The sequence below is a fragment of the Staphylococcus nepalensis genome (assembly GCF_014635045.1).
Taxonomy (GTDB): domain Bacteria; phylum Bacillota; class Bacilli; order Staphylococcales; family Staphylococcaceae; genus Staphylococcus; species Staphylococcus nepalensis.
Genome location: NZ_BMCF01000010.1, coordinates 27,372 through 49,141 on the forward strand (window position 1 = coordinate 27,372; position 21,770 = coordinate 49,141).

Annotated in this window: 16 protein-coding genes and 2 pseudogenes; 6 read left to right on the forward strand and 12 right to left on the reverse strand. The window is 32.1% G+C overall.

The window, feature by feature from the left end; genetic code table 11:
• Positions 1–11: 11 nt before the first annotated feature.
• From IEU88_RS12335 to cyoE, 3 genes are all read right to left on the reverse strand, one after another.
• On the reverse strand, positions 12–1,061 hold the full coding sequence (locus IEU88_RS12335; protein ID WP_096810379.1) for a CAP-associated domain-containing protein: 1,050 nt from the start codon (positions 1,059–1,061) through the stop codon (positions 12–14).
• A gap of 925 nt (positions 1,062–1,986) precedes the next feature.
• Positions 1,987–2,448 (reverse strand): DUF420 domain-containing protein, encoded by a 462-nt coding sequence (locus IEU88_RS12340; RefSeq protein WP_096810380.1) that lies wholly within the window; start codon positions 2,446–2,448, stop codon positions 1,987–1,989.
• A 24-nt stretch (positions 2,449–2,472) separates the two neighbouring features.
• Complete coding sequence (gene cyoE, locus IEU88_RS12345; RefSeq protein WP_096810381.1) at positions 2,473–3,384, reverse strand: heme o synthase; 912 nt, start codon at positions 3,382–3,384, stop codon at positions 2,473–2,475.
• A gap of 286 nt (positions 3,385–3,670) precedes the next feature.
• Between cyoE and IEU88_RS12350 the strand changes: the two genes are divergently transcribed.
• Positions 3,671–4,579 carry a COX15/CtaA family protein gene (locus tag IEU88_RS12350; RefSeq protein ID WP_096810382.1) on the forward strand — a complete coding sequence of 303 codons (909 nt, stop codon included), beginning with the start codon at positions 3,671–3,673 and terminating at the stop codon, positions 4,577–4,579.
• Positions 4,580–4,831: 252 nt separating this feature from the next.
• On the opposite strand, the pseudogene IEU88_RS13895 reads toward IEU88_RS12350, so the two are convergent.
• The 4 genes and pseudogenes from IEU88_RS13895 to IEU88_RS12365 form a co-directional block, all read right to left on the reverse strand.
• A pseudogene (locus IEU88_RS13895) lies at positions 4,832–5,043 on the reverse strand (IS5/IS1182 family transposase); the annotation flags it as partial.
• Positions 5,044–5,600: 557 nt separating this feature from the next.
• On the reverse strand, positions 5,601–9,056 hold the full coding sequence (locus IEU88_RS12355; RefSeq protein ID WP_103373053.1) for a pyruvate carboxylase: 3,456 nt from the start codon (positions 9,054–9,056) through the stop codon (positions 5,601–5,603).
• A 367-nt stretch (positions 9,057–9,423) separates the two neighbouring features.
• Positions 9,424–10,659 carry a cell division peptidoglycan polymerase FtsW gene (gene ftsW, locus IEU88_RS12360; protein ID WP_103373728.1) on the reverse strand — a complete coding sequence of 412 codons (1,236 nt, stop codon included), beginning with the start codon at positions 10,657–10,659 and terminating at the stop codon, positions 9,424–9,426.
• 348 nt (positions 10,660–11,007) lie between these two features.
• Positions 11,008–11,283 (reverse strand): Fpa/YlaN family protein, encoded by a 276-nt coding sequence (locus tag IEU88_RS12365; protein WP_096810385.1) that lies wholly within the window; start codon positions 11,281–11,283, stop codon positions 11,008–11,010.
• 343 nt (positions 11,284–11,626) lie between these two features.
• On the opposite strand from IEU88_RS12365, the gene IEU88_RS12370 reads away from it, so the two are divergent.
• Together IEU88_RS12370 and IEU88_RS12375 are read left to right on the forward strand one after the other, a co-directional pair.
• A complete protein-coding gene (locus IEU88_RS12370; protein WP_103372885.1) occupies positions 11,627–12,109 on the forward strand; it encodes a hypothetical protein in 483 nt (160 codons plus the stop codon).
• A gap of 1 nt (position 12,110) precedes the next feature.
• A complete protein-coding gene (locus IEU88_RS12375) occupies positions 12,111–12,284 on the forward strand; it encodes a DUF2197 domain-containing protein (protein ID WP_096810387.1) in 174 nt (57 codons plus the stop codon).
• Positions 12,285–13,151: 867 nt separating this feature from the next.
• On the opposite strand, the gene typA is transcribed toward IEU88_RS12375, so the two are convergent.
• Complete coding sequence (gene typA / locus IEU88_RS12380; RefSeq protein ID WP_096810388.1) at positions 13,152–14,999, reverse strand: translational GTPase TypA; 1,848 nt, start codon at positions 14,997–14,999, stop codon at positions 13,152–13,154.
• Between the two features lie 100 nt (positions 15,000–15,099).
• On the opposite strand from typA, the gene IEU88_RS12385 reads away from it, so the two are divergent.
• Positions 15,100–15,291 carry a DUF5325 family protein gene (locus tag IEU88_RS12385; RefSeq protein WP_096810389.1) on the forward strand — a complete coding sequence of 64 codons (192 nt, stop codon included), beginning with the start codon at positions 15,100–15,102 and terminating at the stop codon, positions 15,289–15,291.
• A 201-nt stretch (positions 15,292–15,492) separates the two neighbouring features.
• On the opposite strand, the gene IEU88_RS12390 is transcribed toward IEU88_RS12385, so the two are convergent.
• On the reverse strand, positions 15,493–16,314 hold the full coding sequence (locus IEU88_RS12390) for an inositol monophosphatase family protein (RefSeq protein WP_103372886.1): 822 nt from the start codon (positions 16,312–16,314) through the stop codon (positions 15,493–15,495).
• Positions 16,315–16,565: 251 nt separating this feature from the next.
• On the opposite strand from IEU88_RS12390, the gene IEU88_RS12395 reads away from it, so the two are divergent.
• Complete coding sequence (locus IEU88_RS12395; RefSeq protein ID WP_103372887.1) at positions 16,566–17,177, forward strand: YktB family protein; 612 nt, start codon at positions 16,566–16,568, stop codon at positions 17,175–17,177.
• A 100-nt stretch (positions 17,178–17,277) separates the two neighbouring features.
• Here the strand turns inward: IEU88_RS12395 and IEU88_RS12400 are convergent, their stop codons facing one another.
• Positions 17,278–17,790: a DUF4064 domain-containing protein gene (locus tag IEU88_RS12400; protein ID WP_103372888.1), complete on the reverse strand. Its 513-nt coding sequence runs from the start codon at positions 17,788–17,790 to the stop codon at positions 17,278–17,280.
• 218 nt (positions 17,791–18,008) lie between these two features.
• Here IEU88_RS12400 and IEU88_RS12405 point away from each other — a divergent pair, with 218 nt between their 5' ends.
• On the forward strand, positions 18,009–19,352 hold the full coding sequence (locus IEU88_RS12405) for an Nramp family divalent metal transporter (RefSeq protein ID WP_096810393.1): 1,344 nt from the start codon (positions 18,009–18,011) through the stop codon (positions 19,350–19,352).
• A 43-nt stretch (positions 19,353–19,395) separates the two neighbouring features.
• Here IEU88_RS12405 and auxB read toward each other — a convergent pair whose 3' ends face one another.
• Together auxB and IEU88_RS12415 are read right to left on the reverse strand one after the other, a co-directional pair.
• The gene (gene auxB, locus IEU88_RS12410; RefSeq protein ID WP_103372889.1) at positions 19,396–20,607 is read right to left on the reverse strand and encodes a lipoteichoic acid stability factor AuxB; all 1,212 of its coding nucleotides are present in this window, start codon (positions 20,605–20,607) and stop codon (positions 19,396–19,398) included.
• Positions 20,608–20,681: 74 nt separating this feature from the next.
• Positions 20,682–21,748 (reverse strand): annotated as a pseudogene (locus IEU88_RS12415) (ABC transporter substrate-binding protein).
• Positions 21,749–21,770 lie beyond the last annotated feature (22 nt).

Sequence of the window (21,770 nt, forward strand, 5' to 3'; positions counted from 1 at the left end):
AGTGACACTCCTTACTTATCTTCAATGAAAATAATCGTATAGTAACCATTAGATACTTCGCCGCCCATTTCATTGTATTTGGAATTTAACATTCTCGATCTATGAATATCTGAATTTAACCAACTGTGAATTAATGTTGGCACTTCATTGAAATCATAACCAACATTTTGACTTGTCGAAACGAAAGATATATTTTGTTCATCAAGTTTCTGTTTTAATGCTTCTTCTGTAAATTCTACACTATCAGTGTCGATTGCTTCGTACAAGTTATATGAAGCAATATGTGCTAAATCATTATTAACTTTTAAAGTTTTTGCATCTTTTAATGCTCTCATTTCATTTGTTATTTCATATAATGTCATCAATTGATTAGCATTTTGTTCATAAGGTATTTCTTTATAATTATTTTTCACTTTTTTATCTTCTTTTGCAGTGATCATTTGGTATGGTTTAAACGCCATTAATGCCTCACTATCTAAATAGCGTACACCGACAATTTCATTGTCTTGTTGGTCAATATAGATTTGAGCATAAACGTCATTAAATTTGATAAGCGTCTGTGTTTTCATATCTGCATCAGAAAGCTCTAATTCATATGCTTTGCCATCTACTTTGATTGTTGGTTCTGGATTTATACTGAATTTTTCAAATACATTAGAAGCTTTGTCTCCAATTTCCACTGGATTAACGCTAGCGTTTTTACCAGTTGCATAAACAGATTTTATTTTGTTTTTTCTAGTCGTCACCAGATAATATTGATCTTTTTGTTTAAATACGTAGTTTTTAAAACCTTTTTTATATGAATAAACCCTATCTGCTTGTCCATATTTGTCAGTTAAACTATGTAAATCTTGTCCCACCCATGTACCTACACCTTTTTCAAGTTTTGGATTTTCACTTGTCGTTTTTTGCTTTTGAAAATCTTTATTTTGAGTTGTTTTTGGCGTGTCCTTATTCGGATTTTCCAAAACATCAAATTTTAAACGCGGTGAGTAAAATAAATAAATTATAAAACAAATTAATAACAATACACCAATAACTTTAATTATTAGTTTTTTCATCGCTCATCCACCTATAGTATTCTTTGGTTCATTGTACATGTTTATGATTGATTCAAGCAAGGCATCTCCATAAATTTCTCCTTTTGTAATAATCTCTTTACAATGAATTGAACCAACTTTCAATATTTAGGTATTAAATGATACACAACCAAACCTTAGGTGTAGTGCTCACTAAGGAGCGATGCATATATCAATGACTCGTATATATGGGGCAAAAAATAACTTAAAAAACATTTCAGTAGGTGTTCCTATTATTTTAGCTTGCTTTGATCATTTAATTGGGTAAAATAATACTGTAGTTATTACTGAACATAATTTAATAATGATGACTAAACCAGATTGGATTATTGTTATTGGGCTATATTCAGGCCATAAGGGCGGTGAATTACTATATCAAGGTAATTCCTTATGGTTTATTAAGTATCGATGACTCTTTAACTGCTAAGCGTTTAAAACGGTATTTATCTTAAGGGGTTATTGACACTCATTATTTCTGTTTTGTATGAAGGATTACTATCCTTTAACCCGTCTTACCAACACCTTTTATGAGAATAAAATATTAACTAAATTGAAACTGACGCCTTAAGTTAATGTTCAAATAAAATCTCATAACCTAAAAAAAGCCGAGACATCAATGATGTCTCGGCCACAAATATGGTATATACAATAAAGAACTAGTAATACTTATCCAAGTATTTAACTCGTGTAATAATTTTAATGCTAATGAGACTTATATATAATCTCGTGCCAGATAACCTTTTAGCCTAAGCTCTGCACTTTTAACCATACTTGTATTTATCAGAGTAGGATAACAAAATTATTCTAGAAAAGTATGATTTCTATCCTGTCCCCTCTTATTATGAGTATGGATGACTAAGTCCAAACTCTTTTATTCCCGAATAACTAACGCTTAATATAGTATGCTTTATAACCCAAAAGTTGCTTTAAGTAACGACGTTGTTTCTCCGCCTGGATATAAAACGTAAAGTAGCATATATACCGCTACACCAGTGATTGCGGTGAAAAACCAAATAATTGATGCAATTGGTCCTACAAATCTATGAATTTTAAATTTCTCTTTGAAAGCAGTTATAATTTGTACAAGACCCAAGATACCACCAATTGTGGCCAAATTAATATGGAAGATTAAAAAGATTGTATAATAAATCTTAATAGAATCTGGACCACCAAAAGCAGTATTCCCAATAAATATTGTTCTTGAAGCATAGATAATAAAGAACGCAAGTGCAAAAAAAGCTGCCGTTAACATCACTTTTTTATGGCTTTCGATTTTTCTCTTCCAAATTTTACGCCATCCTATTGCAACAAGGATCGCACTAATAACTATAAAACTTGTGCTGATTGTAGGTAAGATTGGTAAATTCATACATTCCATCCTTATTTTTATTTATTAGAACATTTTTATTAACGAGACAACAACAACGAGTACAAAAAATACTACTAAATAATTTAAAGAGTAGATAAACATTTTTGTAGCCCATTTTGTTTGGTCTGAATCTTTTTTAAAGCTTGTTAAACCTAAATATAGCCAACCAAGATTCAATAGTGAGGCCAATATAATAAATGTTGTACCAAGATTACTTAATAATAATGGTAATGGCAATAAAAATACGAGCCAAATAAACATACTGACTCTTGTCCGTTTAAACCCTTTAACAGAAGGAAGCATTGGAATATGAGCCATGCTATATTCATCTTTACGCTTAATCGCTAAAGCATAGAAATGTATCGGTTGCCAACAGAAAATAACTAAAAATAATGCAACTGCGACCATGCTAATATTACCTTCTATTGCTGTCCAACCAATTAATGGCGGAACGGCACCAGGGAAACTCCCGATTACTGTGTTCCAAACCGTATGGCGCTTAGACCAAATGGAATAAAATGATACATATCCAACAATACCTAGTAATCCAATTACGCCTGATGGCACATTTAAAGCAAATAAAAATGCTTCCCCTACGAGCATCATTCCAAAACTAAGTAATAATAAATTTCTATTTGAAATTCTTTCGTTCACCGTTGGTCTTTGTTGTTTGCTTGGCATGATACTGTCAATATCTTGATCATAGTAATTATTTAAAGCGCAAGCGCCCCCCATAATTAACGTCGAGCCTACCAACATCATTAAAATCTGTGGTATTGACGAGAGGAAGGAATGATTTGCCAACACAATTGCAAGCCATGAACCAGCAAAAGCTGGTATTAAATTACCTTGAACTAGCCCCATTTTAATAATTTGTTGTAACTCTTTAAAAGTTACACGGCTAGAATTATGCGACAAAGTTTGTTCTTTGTTCATAATTTCCCTCCTAATTTTTCCATATAATACAATGATATATCAATTTATGGTCATTGACTACATTTATATAAAGTTATTTGTGACACTTTATCGACATTCACAAATAGTCATTTTTGTGACACAATTAGAAGTGCATTTCTTGTTATAATGATAATTAAGTTTTATTTAAAAAGAAAGAAATCAATTTCAAGAGATTATGAATAATAGTGAAATATTGTGCTTAACTTTCACTTCAACTCTATTCCATCTCTTATTTGAGTTTTATTTATATGTGGGGGGTTAATTCTTGTTTAACAAAAAAAACCTTAAATGGTTATCTGTGTTAGCAGCCATAATTATGGCATTTGTACAACTCGGAGGAGCTTTAGTAACCAAAACTGGTTCAGCAGATGGTTGTGGTTCAGACTGGCCATTATGTCATGGCGCTTTCTTACCACAAAATTTACCTATACAAACGATAATTGAACTAAGCCATCGCGCTGTATCTGGATTATCTTTAATTATTGTTTTATGGCTAGTAATCGTAGCTTGGAAACACCTCGGTTACATCAAGGAAGTTAAACCTTTATGTATCATCAGTGTTGGTTTCTTACTCATACAAGCACTTGTTGGTGCAGCTGCGGTAATGTGGCAACAAAATGCTTATGTTCTTGCATTACATTTTGGTATTTCATTAATTTCGTTCTCTTCAGTATTTGTCTTAACTTTAATCATCTTTGAAGTAGACCATAAATATGAAGCTGATGAATTATTTATTCGTAAGCCTCTAAGAATTTATACATGGATAATGGCTGTCATTGTTTATCTAACAATTTATACTGGTGCCTTAGTTAGACATAAAGAAGCAAGTTTAGCTTATGGACAATGGCCTCTACCGTTTAATGATTTAATACCTCATAATGTGCAAGATTGGGTAAACTTTACGCACCGAGGCATGGCTTTAATTGCGTTTATATGGATATTAATTACATTTATTCATGCAATTAATAATTATAAAGAGAATCGTACCATTCGATTCGGTTATACTGCTGCCTTTATTTTAATTATTTTACAAGTAATTACAGGAGCTTTATCTATTATTACTGAAGTCAATTTATTGGTTGCTTTACTACATGCTTTATTTATCACACTGTTGTTTGGCTTGATTGCATACTTTATTGTATTGATGTTACGAACAATTCGAAGTGCTAAATAAATGAAATGAATAACCTTAAATAAGTGTTGAAGACATAGGTAGCTCCAACTAGAAACAAACGTCAATTTCTATTGAAATCATATAGAAATTGACGTTTTCTTTGTTTTTGTGTAATTTTGCATCTCGTTGAGCTCTTATTTTTCTCATATCCAGCGCTACTAAGATAAAACTAAATTTTCGTTTAACCTTATTCGTTTTTAATCCAGTTTTCATAAATTAAATTTTCCATGAACAATTGCCATATGCATATCATTTAAAATTTCTCTTAAATTCATATTTATCTTCTCGATTTACATAACTTTTAAAGTCGACTCTTTTGTGTTTTAGATAAATAAATTTATCGTATTTCAAATTCTGTGTATTGAAAAGATTACTTTTATATTTTTTAACCTTACCTTTAAGAAACAAAAATAATATGTAATGAAAGACATGCTATTAAAATGATCTATGATTGACGCCATATATCATGATTAGTGATTGATACTTGAGTTCAATTAGTAGCGAAAGTTGAGTCATGTTCTCACCTCAGATATAATACGCCCCGTTAATTTAGTTTAGTGAAGTTTATTGAATTATATGAAAGTGTCTTATTTTTAGTAAAAACTTATGATAATGATATTAGTCTAAAACATAGTATTGATTGTGACACGTTGTAGGAATAGCATGCGTATTGAGCATTTAGTCTCAATATTCATTGATTTATTCAACATACAAACGCCACTACTGTATAATCTATATAATATGCTATTTTTTAAAAATAACAGTAGTTTCGCCTGATTTTTGTGAGAAAGTACTAAGCAAAGACTATAAGATAATACATTACCCGCGAAAAAGTGCGCATAAAAAACTGTCAACAAAGTCAAAGGCTTTGTTGACAGTATGAAGCGTTCCAATTAAGTCACTCATTAACTATAAATCAGTATTTTCTAATTATAAAAATAAATGATGTCTATGCAAGGAATGCAACGAGTATATGTTTGATTTTAGTCATACTCACATTTTTTATTTGATTAATTCTTATTTAATCTACTGGTTCTTTTTCAATTTCTATTAATAAATCTCCAGTTTCGATCGCTTCTCCATTTTGAACGGTTACTTTCTTAACCACACCATCAAATGGCGCTTGTATCGTTGTTTCCATTTTCATTGCTTCTGTGATTAATAAGGCTTGTCCACTTGTTACAGACTCCCCTTCTGAAATTTTAACTTCTGTTACTGACCCAGGCATTTGTGCGCCAATATGATTTGGATTTAATTTGTCAGCTTTAGGTTTAACACTTGCGTTTGCTTTTACATTTTCATCCTGTATGAAAATACGTCTCGCTTGACCATTCATATCGTAAAATATTGTACGAACCCCTTTTTCATCAGGTTCAGTAATTGTTTTAAGCGTAATAATCAATCGTTTACCAGTGTCTATCTCAATTTCTACGGTTTCATTTGCTCTCATACCGAAGAAGAATGTTGGTGTATCTAAAAGTGACACATTACCATATTGTTCTTGTGTCGTAATAAATTGTTCATAAACTTTTGGATATAATACATAACTAATAATGTCTTGTTCAGTGACTTCTTTTTGTTGTTTTTCTTCTAATTCTTTCCTTATTGCTTCAAAGTCGACTGGTTCTAAATACTCACCTGGTCTGTCAGTTAATGGCTGCTGTCCTTTCAAAATCACTTTTTGTAGTTCTTTATTAAATCCGTTTACTGGCTGACCAATTTCACCTTTAAAGAACGAAACAACCGACTCAGGAAAATCTAATTTATAACCATCTTTTATTACAGTTTGTTCATCTAAATCGTTTTGGACCATATACAACGCCATATCTCCAACTACTTTTGATGATGGTGTAACCTTAACGATATCCCCAAATAAGAAATTGACACGTTTATACATGTCTTTAACTTCATTAAATCGATTACCTAACCCTAAACTTTTGGCTTGTTGACGTAAATTAGAATATTGTCCGCCCGGCATTTCATGTTGATAAATCTCTGTATTTGGTGACTTAATATCACTTTCAAAATCACTATAATATTGACGTACTGTACTCCAATAATGAGATAACTCTTCCATGCCATCAATATCTGCACGCATACTTCTTCCAAATCCATTTAGTGCATAATATAACGAGTTGCCACTTGGTTGACTTGTTAGACCGCTCATTGATGCAATTGCTGTATCTATAACATCTACACCGGCATCTATAGCTTCTTTATAAGTTAAAAGGCCGTTACCACTTGTATCATGTGTGTGTAAGTGAATTGGTAAATTAACTGCTGCTTTTAATTCACCGATTAATTCGTATGCTGCTTTAGGTTTTAATAAACCAGCCATATCTTTAATAGCAAGTATGTGGAAACCTTCAGATTCTAGCGTTTTCGCCATATTAACGTAGTAGTCTAATGTATATATATTAGAACGATTTGGATCCAAGAAATCACCCGTATAACAAATCGTTCCCTCTGAAATTTTTCCTGCTTCTTGGACTGCTTCGTTAGCAACTTTCATCTGGTCTACCCAGTTTAATGAATCAAAAATTCGGAATACATCTATACCTGCTTCAGCACTTTCTTTCACGAACTTTTTAATTACGTTATCTGGATAGTTTTTATACCCTACTGCATTAGAAGCCCGTAACAACATTTGGAATAAAACATTTGGAATAGACTTTCTTAATCTTTCTAATCTTTCCCATGGGTTTTCTTTCAAGAAATTATAAGCGACATCAAACGTGGCGCCGCCCCACATTTCTAATGAAAAACTATCTTTCATTACTTCCGATGTTTTAGAAGCAATATTCATCATATCTTTTGTTCTAACACGTGTTGCCAGTAAGGATTGATGTGCATCTCTAAATGTCGTATCTGTAATCAATACGTCTTCTTGTTCTTTCAACCATTGAGCAACTGCTGTAGGCCCCTTACTATCCAATAATTGTTTTGTACCTTCAAACTTATCCACTACTTTTTTAGGCACTTGTGGAATAGGTGATGTTTCATATACCGGTTTCGGTCGTTTTTCAACGTTTGGAAATCCATTAATCGATACATTACCGATATATTCTAATGTCTTTGTCCCTCTATCTAAAGTCGGTTCAATATCAAATAATTCTGGTGTACTTTCAATAAATTTGGTTGTATAATCGCCAGTTTTAAACTGTGCATTTCGCATAACGTTAATTAAAAATGGGACATTGGTTTTTACACCACGAATTCTCATTTCTTGCAATGAACGATCCATTTTTTCGTTTGCTTGTTTAAATGTCATACCGTGTGTAGATAATTTTACTAGTAAAGAATCATAATATGGCGTGATTTCGGCACCTTGGAATCCATCACCAGCATCCAGCCTCACACCAAAACCACCACTTGAACGATACGCAATAATTCTACCTGTGTCTGGCATGAAATCGTTAGTTGGATCTTCCGTGGTGATACGACATTGGATAGCATAGCCTAGTGTTTTAATATCTTTTTGTTGGGGCATACCAATTTCTGCATCAAATAACTTTTCACCGTCAGCTACAAGAATTTGAGTTTTAACTACATCTACGCCTGTTACCATTTCAGTAATCGTATGCTCAACTTGAACACGTGGGTTTACTTCAATGAAATAGAAATCTTCTCCAGAAACTAGAAATTCAACAGTACCAGCGTTAACATAGTTGATGTTTTCCATTAATTGAATCGCAGCATCACAAATACGCTCTCTTAAATCATCAGGTAAAGCGACAGAAGGTGCAACTTCAACGACCTTTTGATGACGTCTTTGTACAGAACAATCACGCTCGTATAAATGGACTATATTTCCGTGCTCATCACCAATCACTTGTACTTCAATGTGTTTTGGATTATCTATATATTTTTCAATATAAACTTCGCTATTACCAAATGATTTCTCTGCTTCGGATTTTGCACGGTGAAATGCATCTTCTAATTCATCTTCCGAACGGACAATACGCATGCCTTTACCGCCACCACCACTCGTTGCTTTGATCATCAACGGGTAACCAGCTTCATTGGCAAAAGCGACTGCATCCTCTTGGTTGTCAATCGGTCCATCTGTCCCTGGGATAACACTTAAATTAGCATTAATTGCCGTTGTTCTCGCTTTAACTTTATCTCCAAACATATCTAAATGTTCTACATGTGGACCAATAAATTTAATGCCTTCTTCCTGACACCGTTTAGCAAATGTTTCATTTTCACTTAAGAACCCATAACCAGGATGGATCGCGTCCACACCTGCGCGTTTAGCAACATCTAAAATACGTTCAATATCTAAGTATGATTCTGCTGGTCCTAAGTCATTTCCTACCAAGTAAGATTCATCTGCTTTATATCTATGTAAAGAGCCTTTGTCTTCGTTGGAATAAATTGCTACCGTTTTAATATTTAACTCAGTTGCTGCTCTAAAAATCCTTATTGCAATTTCCCCACGATTGGCTACTAGTAGTTTGTTTATTTGTTTCAAATCATGGTCCCCCTTAAATTTTGAATTTTCTAAAAAGTTTAATATAGATTTTATTATAGCAAAATACGAACTATGTATACAGTAAAACATTTTTAACACTTTTTTGTTTAGTAATAAAATTAATAATGTGATTTTCATTAATATACCATTAGTTTTAATATAATTATTCACCAAAAGCATAGTAGCTATCGGATTTAAAACACATTATATCATACCAATTACATAACATAAAGTTATCACTGACAATAACTAAACATTATCATTCATACTATATTCGCTAAGTTTTTCAAAATTAAAATGAGCAAATTGAAAAAAAGCAAACGTTTTCAACCATTTAAGGTTGAAATGTTTGCCTTTATAGCCATCTTTAATATCTACTTGAGATATCAAATTTTTTAGTCTGTTTGCGTTGTTGTTTTCTTTTATACGCGTCCACTTTAATTTGTTTAGCAGTGATTAATAATAATCCCATCGCGATACTCAAACTTATCATGGAAGATCCACCAAAACTAATAAAAGGTAATGGGACCCCTGTTAACGGGATTGTACCTGAAATACCACCTAAATTAACAAAAGTTTGACTTCCTATATAACTTGCGACCCCTACACAAACAAGTTTATAAAAATATGAACTTGTTTTACTTGCGAGTTCAAACGCTCTATAAACAATAAAGAATAACAAGCAGATTACGATAAGCCCGCCAACAAGTCCCAGTTCTTCACAAATTATTGAAAATATAAAATCTGTGTGTGGTTCAGGTAGGTAACCTAATTTCATAATACTATTACCTAAACCACGACCTAACAAGCCTCCATTACCAATTGCTATTAATGAATTAGAAATGTGATACCCTGTGCCTGATTCATTGCTAAATGGGTCTGTCAGTGTACTAAACCGAGCTGTTAAATAATCTGGGACGAGGCCAATGAGTAAAAATAAACCACCAATTAAGACCACACCTGTCGCTATGATTAATCCGTATTTTAATGATTTATGAACCCCAATACCCGCGTAAAATAAAATTGAAAAGAAAATAATTAGTATTAAAAGTGTCTGACCAACGTCGCGTTGTAAAAATACAAGTGCAATACAAATAGCAGCTAAAACAATCGGAGACAGCATCACTTTTGGCTCTTTAAATACCCTTGGTCTTTTCTTTTCTATCATATACGGTATATATATAATTATTGCGATTTTTAATAATTCTGAAGCCTGTAAGTTCATAAAGCCTAAATTAAGCCAACTTTTTGAACCATTAATATTACTTCCTACTAATAACGTGGCTAGTAGTAATAAAATAATGCCTAGCATCATCCATTTCTGAAACCTAATTGTTTCTAACAATTTAACATTCATCACGAAGGCCATAAAAAACACGAGAATGATACTCATGATTACGTACATCAACTGCCTAGTATAAAAATAAGTCCCTGCTACTGAAACGCCACCAGTTAAAGATCCTTTTGTAGCTGCCACCATACTTGCACTATATACCATGACTAAGCCAATGAGACATAACAATAAATATGTAATTACTAATGGATAATCAATATATTTAGCATTTTTACCAATATATCGAAAAAATTTTTTTATGTTATTCATTTGACATATCATCCAATTCTATTTTTTATTCTTTACAAGCTAATAAAAATTTCTTTCAATACTTCAACTATTACAAATGGGTGTTATTTATAAATTTAATTGTACTTGAACATTATATCAAATAACACAAGCATATTTCGAACAAATGTAACGCAATATTTCATATTTTGAAATCATCATTTTAGCTCATTTAATATCAAACAAAAAAGCGGCTACGATACAATCAATAAAATATTGATATCTTAGCCACTCCAAATCATTTATGTAGTTTTATTTCACTACTTTATTTTTTATAAGGTTCTATTTACTAAAAATAAATTAAGTCTTTACTAAATATATTTATTCCAATTAAACGTTAGTGAATGCTTCATGCAATTTAGATAATTCTTTCTCTAAACGAAGCATTAAATCTTTGCCCGCTTCTCTGTCAACTAACCCAAGTTCTACAGCAAAATCTACTTCTTTTTGCAAACCAAACATTTGAGTATCCAGAACTTCTTCATATAATGGGCACTGAGGTAATGTTAGATTATCCATTTGAACTTTAATCAATTGAAGAATCCTATCCGCATCTTTATTTAATTGGTCATATGCCGCACTATTTAATTTTTGACTCTTTACCATGACATATTCCCCCTATCAATAGTAACTTTATATGTAAAAGTTTATCTTACTGATAAATAAAAAGCAAGAGAATTCAGTAATATACTAATCATAGTTATTTGTGATAAAATTATAACCAGCGATATATTTAAACCAGTTATATATTTAATTTAAAAACGAAGTACATAAAACATTGTGACATAAGCCTTTAATACAATTTTTCAACTTTTAATTTTTGATTTGTAAAAATTAAACTTAGCTGTTCATTGATTTTAAATTCACAAAAATGTCATTTTTAGGCATGTACATACTTTTTGTAGTATCGTTTATTTAAAAATATTTAAAATGCATTAGGAGTGGGATTATGATTCAAATTAAGGGTGAAGTTAAATTTCCAATCACTTTAGATAGTACGACTTGGATTTTTGACGATAGAAAAGTTCAATTAGAAGATTTAGAAAGCGGCGTATTTGATGGCACAAAACCAATCAATTTCAATGATAATCGTGAATGGAACCGCGCTATTCTCGAAGGACAAACAAATCCACCAACGCTAAATTCAGAAATAAAATACAGAAAAAGAGCTGTTTTAGAAAATTCATTTGTAATTAATATGACACCATTTTTTAAAAACGCGGAACCGTATGATAACGCAACAGCAATTCGTTTATTTAATGATAAAGATTCAATTGAAGTACCGATGGAATTATTACCGTATCTTTTTTTCCAATTTGCGCGTGATGGCAAAAGACTTTACGACGATAACTTTGTAGATAGTTTTGTTTATATTCCAGAACAAGGTTATTCATATGAGTTTAAGTATGTTACTCATATTGAGGTGATTTAAGTTGATTAAAGTTCAATGTATTATTTGTGATACCGAGGTATTTATTGATCGAAATACATTAGAAGCTAAAAGGTTAAGAAATGATCCAATGCATACATTTATGTGCGATGAATGTAAAAGTCGACTAGATACACCGAAACAAAGAAATCAAGAAACGACTTTCGATCATCGTTAAACTATACCGACGCTATGTGTTGCTTAATTTTATTATTGCCTTTTTAAAAGTAGATTAATGAAGCTGGGATATAAATCCCACAATGCAGCCCCAAAAAATGCTTGACTTAGGGATCTTTTTGGGGCTCATTTTATATTTTTATTTCGTATCGTTTTGCTCGCTTGTCTCAGAGATGTCCTAGATCTATAATCTCAACACACATGCTATCCCTATCGGCGTGTTGTTACCAATACTATGATTCAAATTATATATAATTGTCATAGATTTTTTATTGATGGTATTAAAGTAGTAGCTAACGTTAATAGATATACAATCGGAAAATTATAATTTAAAATATTTCAATTCTCAAATCAATCAAAATCTTTCAGAATTAGAAGTTAAAAATGCTTCAGTCAACGAACTAAGGATATAGAACCAGCTTTTAGAGTTAGTAGTGCTATTTGGCGTTTCACTCGAATACCAGTTCGAGAAATAAATAAGGTCCAATGAGAATACCATTTTATCTTAATAGTGCTAAATAAAAACATAGTAGTCCAACGAGCTACAAAAATTCACAACAACAAAGAAAACGTCAATTTCTATATAATTTCAGTAGAAACTGGCGTTTTACGCTTTATCCGAGATGTTTATGCTCCAGAATTGTAATACTCAAAATCAGCACGATTTAAATACAAAAAATGTCCCTTCATTTTAAAATGAAGGGACATTTTTTGTACACATATACTATATCACAAACTCTAATTAATTCTATATTATAAGAAACTTTTGAGTCGAACTGTCTCAAATATAAAAACAGGATTAGAACAAAACACTAAAATCTTTTAAGAATTATAGGTTTCTGTTCCGCTTCTGTCTTCAATATAATTATTAGTCTTCTTCTTGCATTAATTGTTTGATGCGTTTAGCTTCTTTCTCACGAGCTGATTTTTCTAATATTGTTTTTCTAATACGGATCGTTTGAGGAGTAACCTCTACTAATTCATCATCATTAATAAATTGTAACGCTTCTTCTAAAGTTAATTTTCTTGGTCGTTTCATTGTTACTGTTTGGTCTTTTGTAGCTGAACGTACGTTAGTTTGATGTTTTTCTTTTGTGATATTAACTGTTAAATCATTCTCACGGTTATGCTCACCAACAATCATACCTTCGTATACTTCAGTTCCTGGTTCCATAAAGTTTGTACCGCGATCTTCTAAGCCCATAATTGCGTATGCACTAGCTTGACCTTTATCCATAGAAACAAGCGCACCATTTCTTCTGCCGCCAATACGTCCTTTAACACGAGGTTTGAACTCTTCAAATGTATGGTTAATAATACCATAGCCATGTGTTTGTGACATAAATTCAGTTGTATAACCAATTAAGCCACGAGCTGGAACCATGAAAATAATACGCGTTAAACCATTGTCAGTCGTAACCATATCTAGCATTTCACCTTTACGTTGACCTAATGATTCGATAACTGCACCAGTGTATTCTTGTGGTACTTCGCATTGTACACGCTCAAATGGTTCACATTGGACGCCATCAATCTCTCTCAAGATAACTTGAGGTTTAGAAACTTGTAATTCATAACCTTCACGTCTCATATTTTCAATTAAAATTGATAAGTGTAATTCACCACGTCCTGCGACAATCCATCTATCTGGTGATTCAGTTTGTGTTACTTTTAATGACACGTCTGTTTCTAATTGTTCATCTAAACGTTCTTGGATTTGACGAGATGTTACAAAATCACCTTCACGCCCAGCAAATGGTGAATTATTAACTTTAAATGTCATTTCTAATGTTGGCTCATCAATTCTAAGTACTGGTAATGCTTCTTGATGATCAGAAGGCGTCACTGTTTCGCCTACGTTAATATCTTCCATGCCTGAAACAGCTATTAAATCTCCAGCATGTGCTTCTTCAATTTCTTCGCGTTTCAATCCGAAATAACCAAAGATTTTAGATACTCTGAAATTCTTCACAGAGCCGTCTAATTTTAATAAAGATACACTATCACCAACACGCATCGTTCCTCTGAACACACGTCCTACACCGATACGTCCAACATAATCATTATAATCCAACAATGCAATTTGGAATTGTAATGGTTCATCTCTGTTATCAATAGGTGCAGGTACATAGTCAATAATTGTTTCATAAAGTGATTGCATATTCTCATCTTGTTTTTCAGAATCTAAACTTGCTGTACCGTTAACAGCTGACGCATAAACAACGGGGAAATCTAATTGTTCATCATTAGCTTCTAATTCGATAAATAAATCTAATACTTCATCTACTACACCTTCTGGTCTAGCTTCTGGTTTATCAATTTTATTTACCACAACTACAGGTTTTAAATTTTGTTCAAGTGCTTTCTTCAATACGAAACGTGTTTGTGGCATTGTACCTTCATAAGCATCTACTACTAAGATTACGCCGTCAACCATTTTCATGATACGTTCCACTTCTCCACCGAAGTCAGCGTGTCCTGGTGTATCTAAAATGTTGATTCTGTTATCTTTATAATTAATTGCTGTATTTTTAGCAAGAATTGTGATGCCTCGTTCTCTTTCTATGTCGTTAGAATCCATTGCTCTTTCATCAACATGCTCGTTCTCACGGAAAATTCCTGATTGTTTTAATAATTCATCTACTAATGTTGTTTTACCATGGTCAACGTGAGCGATGATGGCTATATTGCGAACATCTTCTCTTAAATTAGTCATTTTATACTATTTCCTTTCTCGAGTAAATTCCCACTTTTCTTTGCAACTTTTTTATTATATCATATAATTGATTAAAGAAAACTATAAAGGTGTGGTCGGGATGCAACAAAAAAAATCTAAATCAATATTTTGGGTACTCGCTATAATTGCTATCGTATTTTTACTATTATTTAGCTTTAGTATCGCTGCTACAAATGTTCCAATGATGATTTTAACATTTATACTGTTCATTGCAACATTTGGTTGCGGTTTCACATTAAAAAAGAAATATCGTGAAAATAATTGGCTATAGTTGCCCAAACAAATAACGTGTTTTATAGGGAGTGGGATAGAAATTATACTTTTACGGAATGATTTCGTGGCCCTATCCCGGCAAGCATGACTAGAAAAAAGTGTGCAAGCGCTAAAGTTCTTGTATCAGCACTACTAGCTATTGTTGTTCATATGATATTCGAGGCTGAAACATCAATGATGTTATCAGCCTTTTTTATTTTCATTTGTTATTTTTTAAGCGTTGTTGCAAGGCCTCTATTATTCCATTATTTTTTTGAAAATGAAATTCTAACAGTTCTGCATGTAATTGTGGATTTGCCATTACTATTGAGCTCGGTTCATAAATAGACAGTGCGTTCCCCATTAAATCAGTTCCTATACCACCAACCTCTTGCAATATAATTAACCCTCCAGCGAAATCCCAAGGTTGTAACCTGGGGGTAATATAACCACCTAACTTGCCTGTAGCGACACAAATAATTTCTAAAGCTGCAGAACCATATGCTCTCACACTTCTTGACTCCTCTACAATTGGTTTGAACACTTCTTCTAATCTTGGTTTTGTAAGCCAATTTGGGTTAAGTCCTATTACACTAGTGTTTAAAGGACTGGATTCAATACACGGTAATAAATTACCATTTTCATAAGCGCCTTCGCCTACTTTCGCGTGATATAGCACATCATTCATCACGTCAAACACAAAACCTGCATATGGCTTCCCGTCATTAAATACACCGATAGAAATCGCAAAATTTTCCTTTTGATGCACAAAATTCAACGTCCCATCAATCGGATCAATGACCCATACAACGCCTGATTCATCTTTAAGATTATGGCCATGCCCTTCTTCACCAATTACTAGATGCTCTGGATAGGTTTGCATAACATTGTCAAAAATATATTTTTCTGTAGCTTTATCAACATTTGTTACGAGATCATTAGGATTAGACTTAGTTTCAATTTCTATATCTTGTTTCATGATTTTTTTTACATTGATGCCTGCTTCTAATATAAGGCCTTTTGCAAACTCATAAACAGTCATTGTTTCCATCTCCTTTTTAGCGAATCATTATACCTTAATATGTGGTTAAAAAGATATAGAAGTATATATTAAAATAAATAATTATATGTAATCTTATGCTAGTTCATAATACTATTTTTTTACCCTAATTCATAGGTTTGTACACGTGATACGCATTTTATATAAATATTACAATCCAAGCCAAACGCAATGTTTAACGTGCTACGTTATGCTACAATACAATCGAATAAATAAATAACAGGAGGCTAAATATGACTAAATATACATTTACAACACAAGATTTTAAAGCATTTGCAGTTGACGGCTTAAATGCAAGAATGGAAGCATTAAATGAACATATTCGACCACAGTTGAACAAACTTGGTGAATATTTTTCCCAATATTTAGAGACAGCAACAGGTGAAATATTCTATCCACACGTTGCAAAACATGCGAGAAGAAGCGTTAACCCGCCAAAAGATACTTGGGTTGCTTTTGCTACAAATAATCGTGGTTATAAAATGATCCCCCATTTTCAAATCGGTCTTTTTGAAAATCAACTTTTTGTTATGTATGGTGTGATGCATGAAGCAAAAGATAAAGCACAGCGTGTAAAAGTATTTGAAGAACAATTCGATACACTTAAAAATTTGCCTACTGATTATAGTTTGAGTTTAGACCATATGTCTCAAGAAAAAACATACATAAAAGATATGTCAGATGAGGCTATACAAAGCGCCATTAATCGTGTCAAAAAAGTTAAAAAGGGTGAATTGTTTGTTGCACGCACACTTACACCTGATGCAAGAGAATTAAAAAGCGATAAAGCCTTTTTAAACTTTCTTGAAGAAACTTTTGAACAATTATTAAAATTCTATCAATAAAACTATAATATAAAACCAGGTTGAGACCTTTATTTCTATCTCAACCTGGTTTTATACTGGAGTCATTTAAACGTATATCCTTTTGTTACCAAAGGGTATTTTAGTATATATATGGATCATCCTCTTTTTTCTTTTTTAATTCATCTTCCGGGTTCATGTCACTGTTCTGACGCTGTTGAATATCTTTATCATTATTTCTCTGTTGCTCTTGATAACTTGCATGGTTATATTGTTGTTTCTTTTTATCTTTTTTGACTAATAACATAATACCCGCAATCATCCAAAGTATAAGTGCAATAAAATTACCTGTAAAAATACTAACTAAAGCAGCAGCAACTAAAAGACATCCTGCTAAAATCCTATTGCCTTTAATTGTGAAGACACCTAAGAATCCTAGAATCGTTGCAAATAATAAAAATCCACCTTGCATTATTATTGAAGCTTTAAGCGCATCTGCAGATACTGACATGCCTTGTTGTTGATATATTTGATTTAAAGCTTCTTTAGATTCTGGGAAATTTAATAAAATTAGCCCTAAAATCATAATTACTAAAAATAATAAACTAAGACCATTTGCAATCCAAGCAAGGATTTTTTCAGCTTTCCGATTCATACTTTTCCTCCTAATATTTCATTAATACCATCATAGCAAATTTTTTAAAATTTAAAAATCACAAAGTATCATCCCTTAATTACCAAAATATTAATTTTTGAATATAAAGTTAAAAACAGTAAAATTTGGGACAAAAAACCTTTTATTTTAGGTTGACCTAATAAAAAATTCGGAGTAACCTATAAAATATTAATTGTGAATATAGGAGGTGTCTTTTAATGTCTAAAAATATTAAAATGCACAATAAAAGTTTAGAAGAAATCAACAATACGGTTTCTATCAATACTAATGGCAAATTTAGCCAAAAATTATTATCTTATTTAGGGCCAGGTCTATTAGTGGCTGTTGGGTATATGGATCCAGGAAATTGGATCACTTCAATGCAAGGCGGTGCTCAATTTGGATACATTTTGCTATTCGTAATTTTACTCTCTAGCCTATCAGCCATGTTACTTCAAAGTATGACAGTAAGATTAGGAATAGCAACAGGTATGGACTTAGCACAAGCAACAAAATACTACTTGAATAAACCACTATCTTTTGTATTTTGGATTATTGCTGAGCTAGCAATTATTGCAACCGATATTGCTGAAGTTATTGGTAGTGCGATAGCGTTAGATTTATTATTTGGAATCCCTTTACTCGTTGGTGCACTCATCACTGTACTAGATGTATTTTTATTACTCTTTATTATGCGTTTTGGTTTCAGAAAAATTGAAGCTATTGTCGGTACTTTAATTTTCACTGTATTAGTTATATTTATATTTGAAGTATTTATTGCTTCTCCTCATGTAAGTGAAGCTTTAAACGGTTTTTTACCAAGTAAAACAATCATTACTGATAACGGCGCTTTATTTATTGCGCTTGGTATTATTGGAGCTACAATCATGCCACATAATTTATATCTACATTCTTCAATTGTGCAGTCAAGAATGTATGATAGAAATAATTTGAAATCTAAGGCTCATGCAATTAAATACGCTACAATGGATTCAAACATTCAACTTTCAATAGCATTTGTTATTAATTGTTTATTATTAGTTTTAGGCGCAGCTTTATTTTATGGTGTTAACAGTGATCAATTAGGTGGTTTTTATGATTTGTATCAAGCCTTGCAAAATCAACCTATATTAGGGGCTTCTATGGGCGCAATTATGAGCACGTTATTTGCAGTTGCATTACTTGCTTCTGGTCAAAATTCTACAATTACTGGAACAATGGCAGGACAAATTGTAATGGAAGGGTTTTTACACTTAAAAATTCCAAACTGGTTGCGTCGACTTGTAACACGTCTAATTGCAATTTTACCAATCATATTCTGTATCGTTATTTTCAAGAGTGACGAAGGTAAAATAGAGCAATTGCTTATATTCTCACAAGTATTTTTAAGTTTAGCTTTGCCCTTCTCTTTAATACCATTACAGTTAGCTACAAATAATCGCTATCTAATGGGACAGTTTAAAAATAAAATGTGGATTAACACAATTTCTTGGTTATTAATTATTATTTTAAGTATTTTAAATATTTATTTAATAATTGAAACTTTCCAAGAATTAGGATAAAAAAGGCCGAGTGCACAATATAATTTGCACTCGGTCGTTTTTGTTACTTTTCATTTTCTGAATTTGTTTCTTCAGATTGCTCATTTTTATCTGACGACTTATTTTGATCATTTATATCTTTTTCTTCAGATTGTTGAGTTGTGATTTTTTTTCGCTCTTCAAAATTCATTCTTCGTTGATTCACTGCACTCGGTTGTTGCTTACGTCTTTCCTTTTCACGCTGTTTACGTTCTTTCTTTTCTTGTTTGATTCTAGCTTTTTCCTCTGCCTTCTCTTGTTTCAATCTAGCAGCTTCTTCTGCTTGTTCTTGTTTAAGACGTTGTTGTTCTTCATATGCTTCTTGTTTGCGCTGTTGTTCTTTTTCGAATGCTTCTTGTCTATATCTAGCTTCTTCTTCAGATTGTTGGTTAGCAAAATCTTGCGCCTCATTATCGTCTTGAGCATTTTCTTCTATATTATTTGGTTGTTTTTTAGATTTATAATTATATTTCGCTTGTCTTGATAATACTTGAGGTTCTTCATCTGTTGCATTTACATCCGCATTTACTTTATCTGCAACTTCAGAACTGTACCCACCTCTTCTTAATTGATGTTCATCATCTGATGGTCGTTCTACGTCAGAAGTTTCTTGTTGTACATTGTATTGTGGATTTGGTTGAGATTTTGGTTGTGGTTCTGGATCTGGTTGTGGTTCTGGATCTGGTTGTGGTTCTGGATCTGGTTGTGGTTCTTGCTCATATCTTTGGTCATTATAACCGCCTTGGAAACCACCAGTATAATACGTTGGTATGGTTTCTACTTTCTCTTTACGTGCAAACATCATGATTGCTACTATTAAAAAGAGAATTGGTATAATTAATGGCACGAACAATAGTACTAAAGGCAATGTTACAATCATAGCTATTAAAAATAAGAAACCAGATAAAATTCTGATATTCATTGAAATTAACGCTAAAAATGATATTAATAAGCAAACAATAAAGTATACAATAACAGCCCATATCCCATTTTGTAACCAAATGACAAATTGAATTGTATTTAATCCATTATTCGTTAATATTTGTTGAATAAAATCATTACCATTTAATGATGTTTCTAAATTTTGAATAGAGCTTTCACTACTAAAAGAGACTAATGCAATAAACATTGTTACTATAGTTAATAAAAGTAGGAATATCCAGCTCAACCAACCCAATACTTTTTCTGCTAGTCGACTCACTGGACGCCTAACTTGAGTATATTGTTCTCCTGACATTTCTATACAACTCCTTATACTACTTATCAAACTATTATATCGAATAAACGATAAAATAACTACTATACTACGTTTTAATTTAACGACATTTTAAAATTTAAAAACCGCTCATTATACTCACTTAATGTATCTTTACCCAAATTTTTATAAATTTCTAAATGGCTTTGTACAGATTTTGAGGGATAAAATCGTTCATCATTTTTTATATAGTTTGGCAATTGATCTCTTGATGATTTATTTGGCGTGGCGTAGGCTACCCATTCTGTATTTTGTTTACTATTTTGTGTATTAAGTATAAAATTAATGAATTGATGTGCGCCTGCTTTGTTTTGTGCAGTTTTAGGGATAACCATGTTATCAAACCATAAATTGGGCCCTTCTTTTGGAACAATATAGTCAAAATCACTATTATTTTGTATGATAGATGCTGCTACACCGCTCCATACCACTGCTATATTTGCCTCGTGCTGTTCAAGCATCATCGAAATTTCATCGCCTACAACACCTCTCACATTAGGGCTTAAAACCTTCAAGTCATTCTCTGCCTTTTTTAAATGTTGGGTTTGTGTATCATTTAAACTGTAACCTAATTTATTTAAACTTAAACCAATAATTTCTCTAGCACCATCAATTAACAATATGTCATTTTTATATTTTGTATGATACAAACTTTTCCATGAACTAAAATCGTCATCGGGGTAAACATCTTTATTATACAAAATGCCGACCGTTCCAAAAAAGTATGGAATTGAATAACGATTACCTTTGTCAAATGGCATATTCATATAATCTTTATCTAAATTTTTTATATTGGGTATTTTCTCATGATTTAACGGTAATAACAAATTTTCATTTTTTGTACTGTATATTCGCTGGGAAAAGCAACATCATAGTGGGTACCACCATTACGAATTTTTGCTTCCATCGCTTCATTAGAATCAAAAGTCTCATATACCACTTTTATCCCTGTTTCTTTTTGAAAATTTTTAATTAATTTAGGATCAATGTACTCTCCCCAGTTATATACATAAATTTTTTTACCTGTACCCGATTGGTTTTTGGCAGTAAATTTTTGGCTTAAAAAAAGACACAATAATCCAATAGCAACGGATAATATGATTAATTGTAAAAACCGTTTCATTGCTACATCACCTGTTTCAATT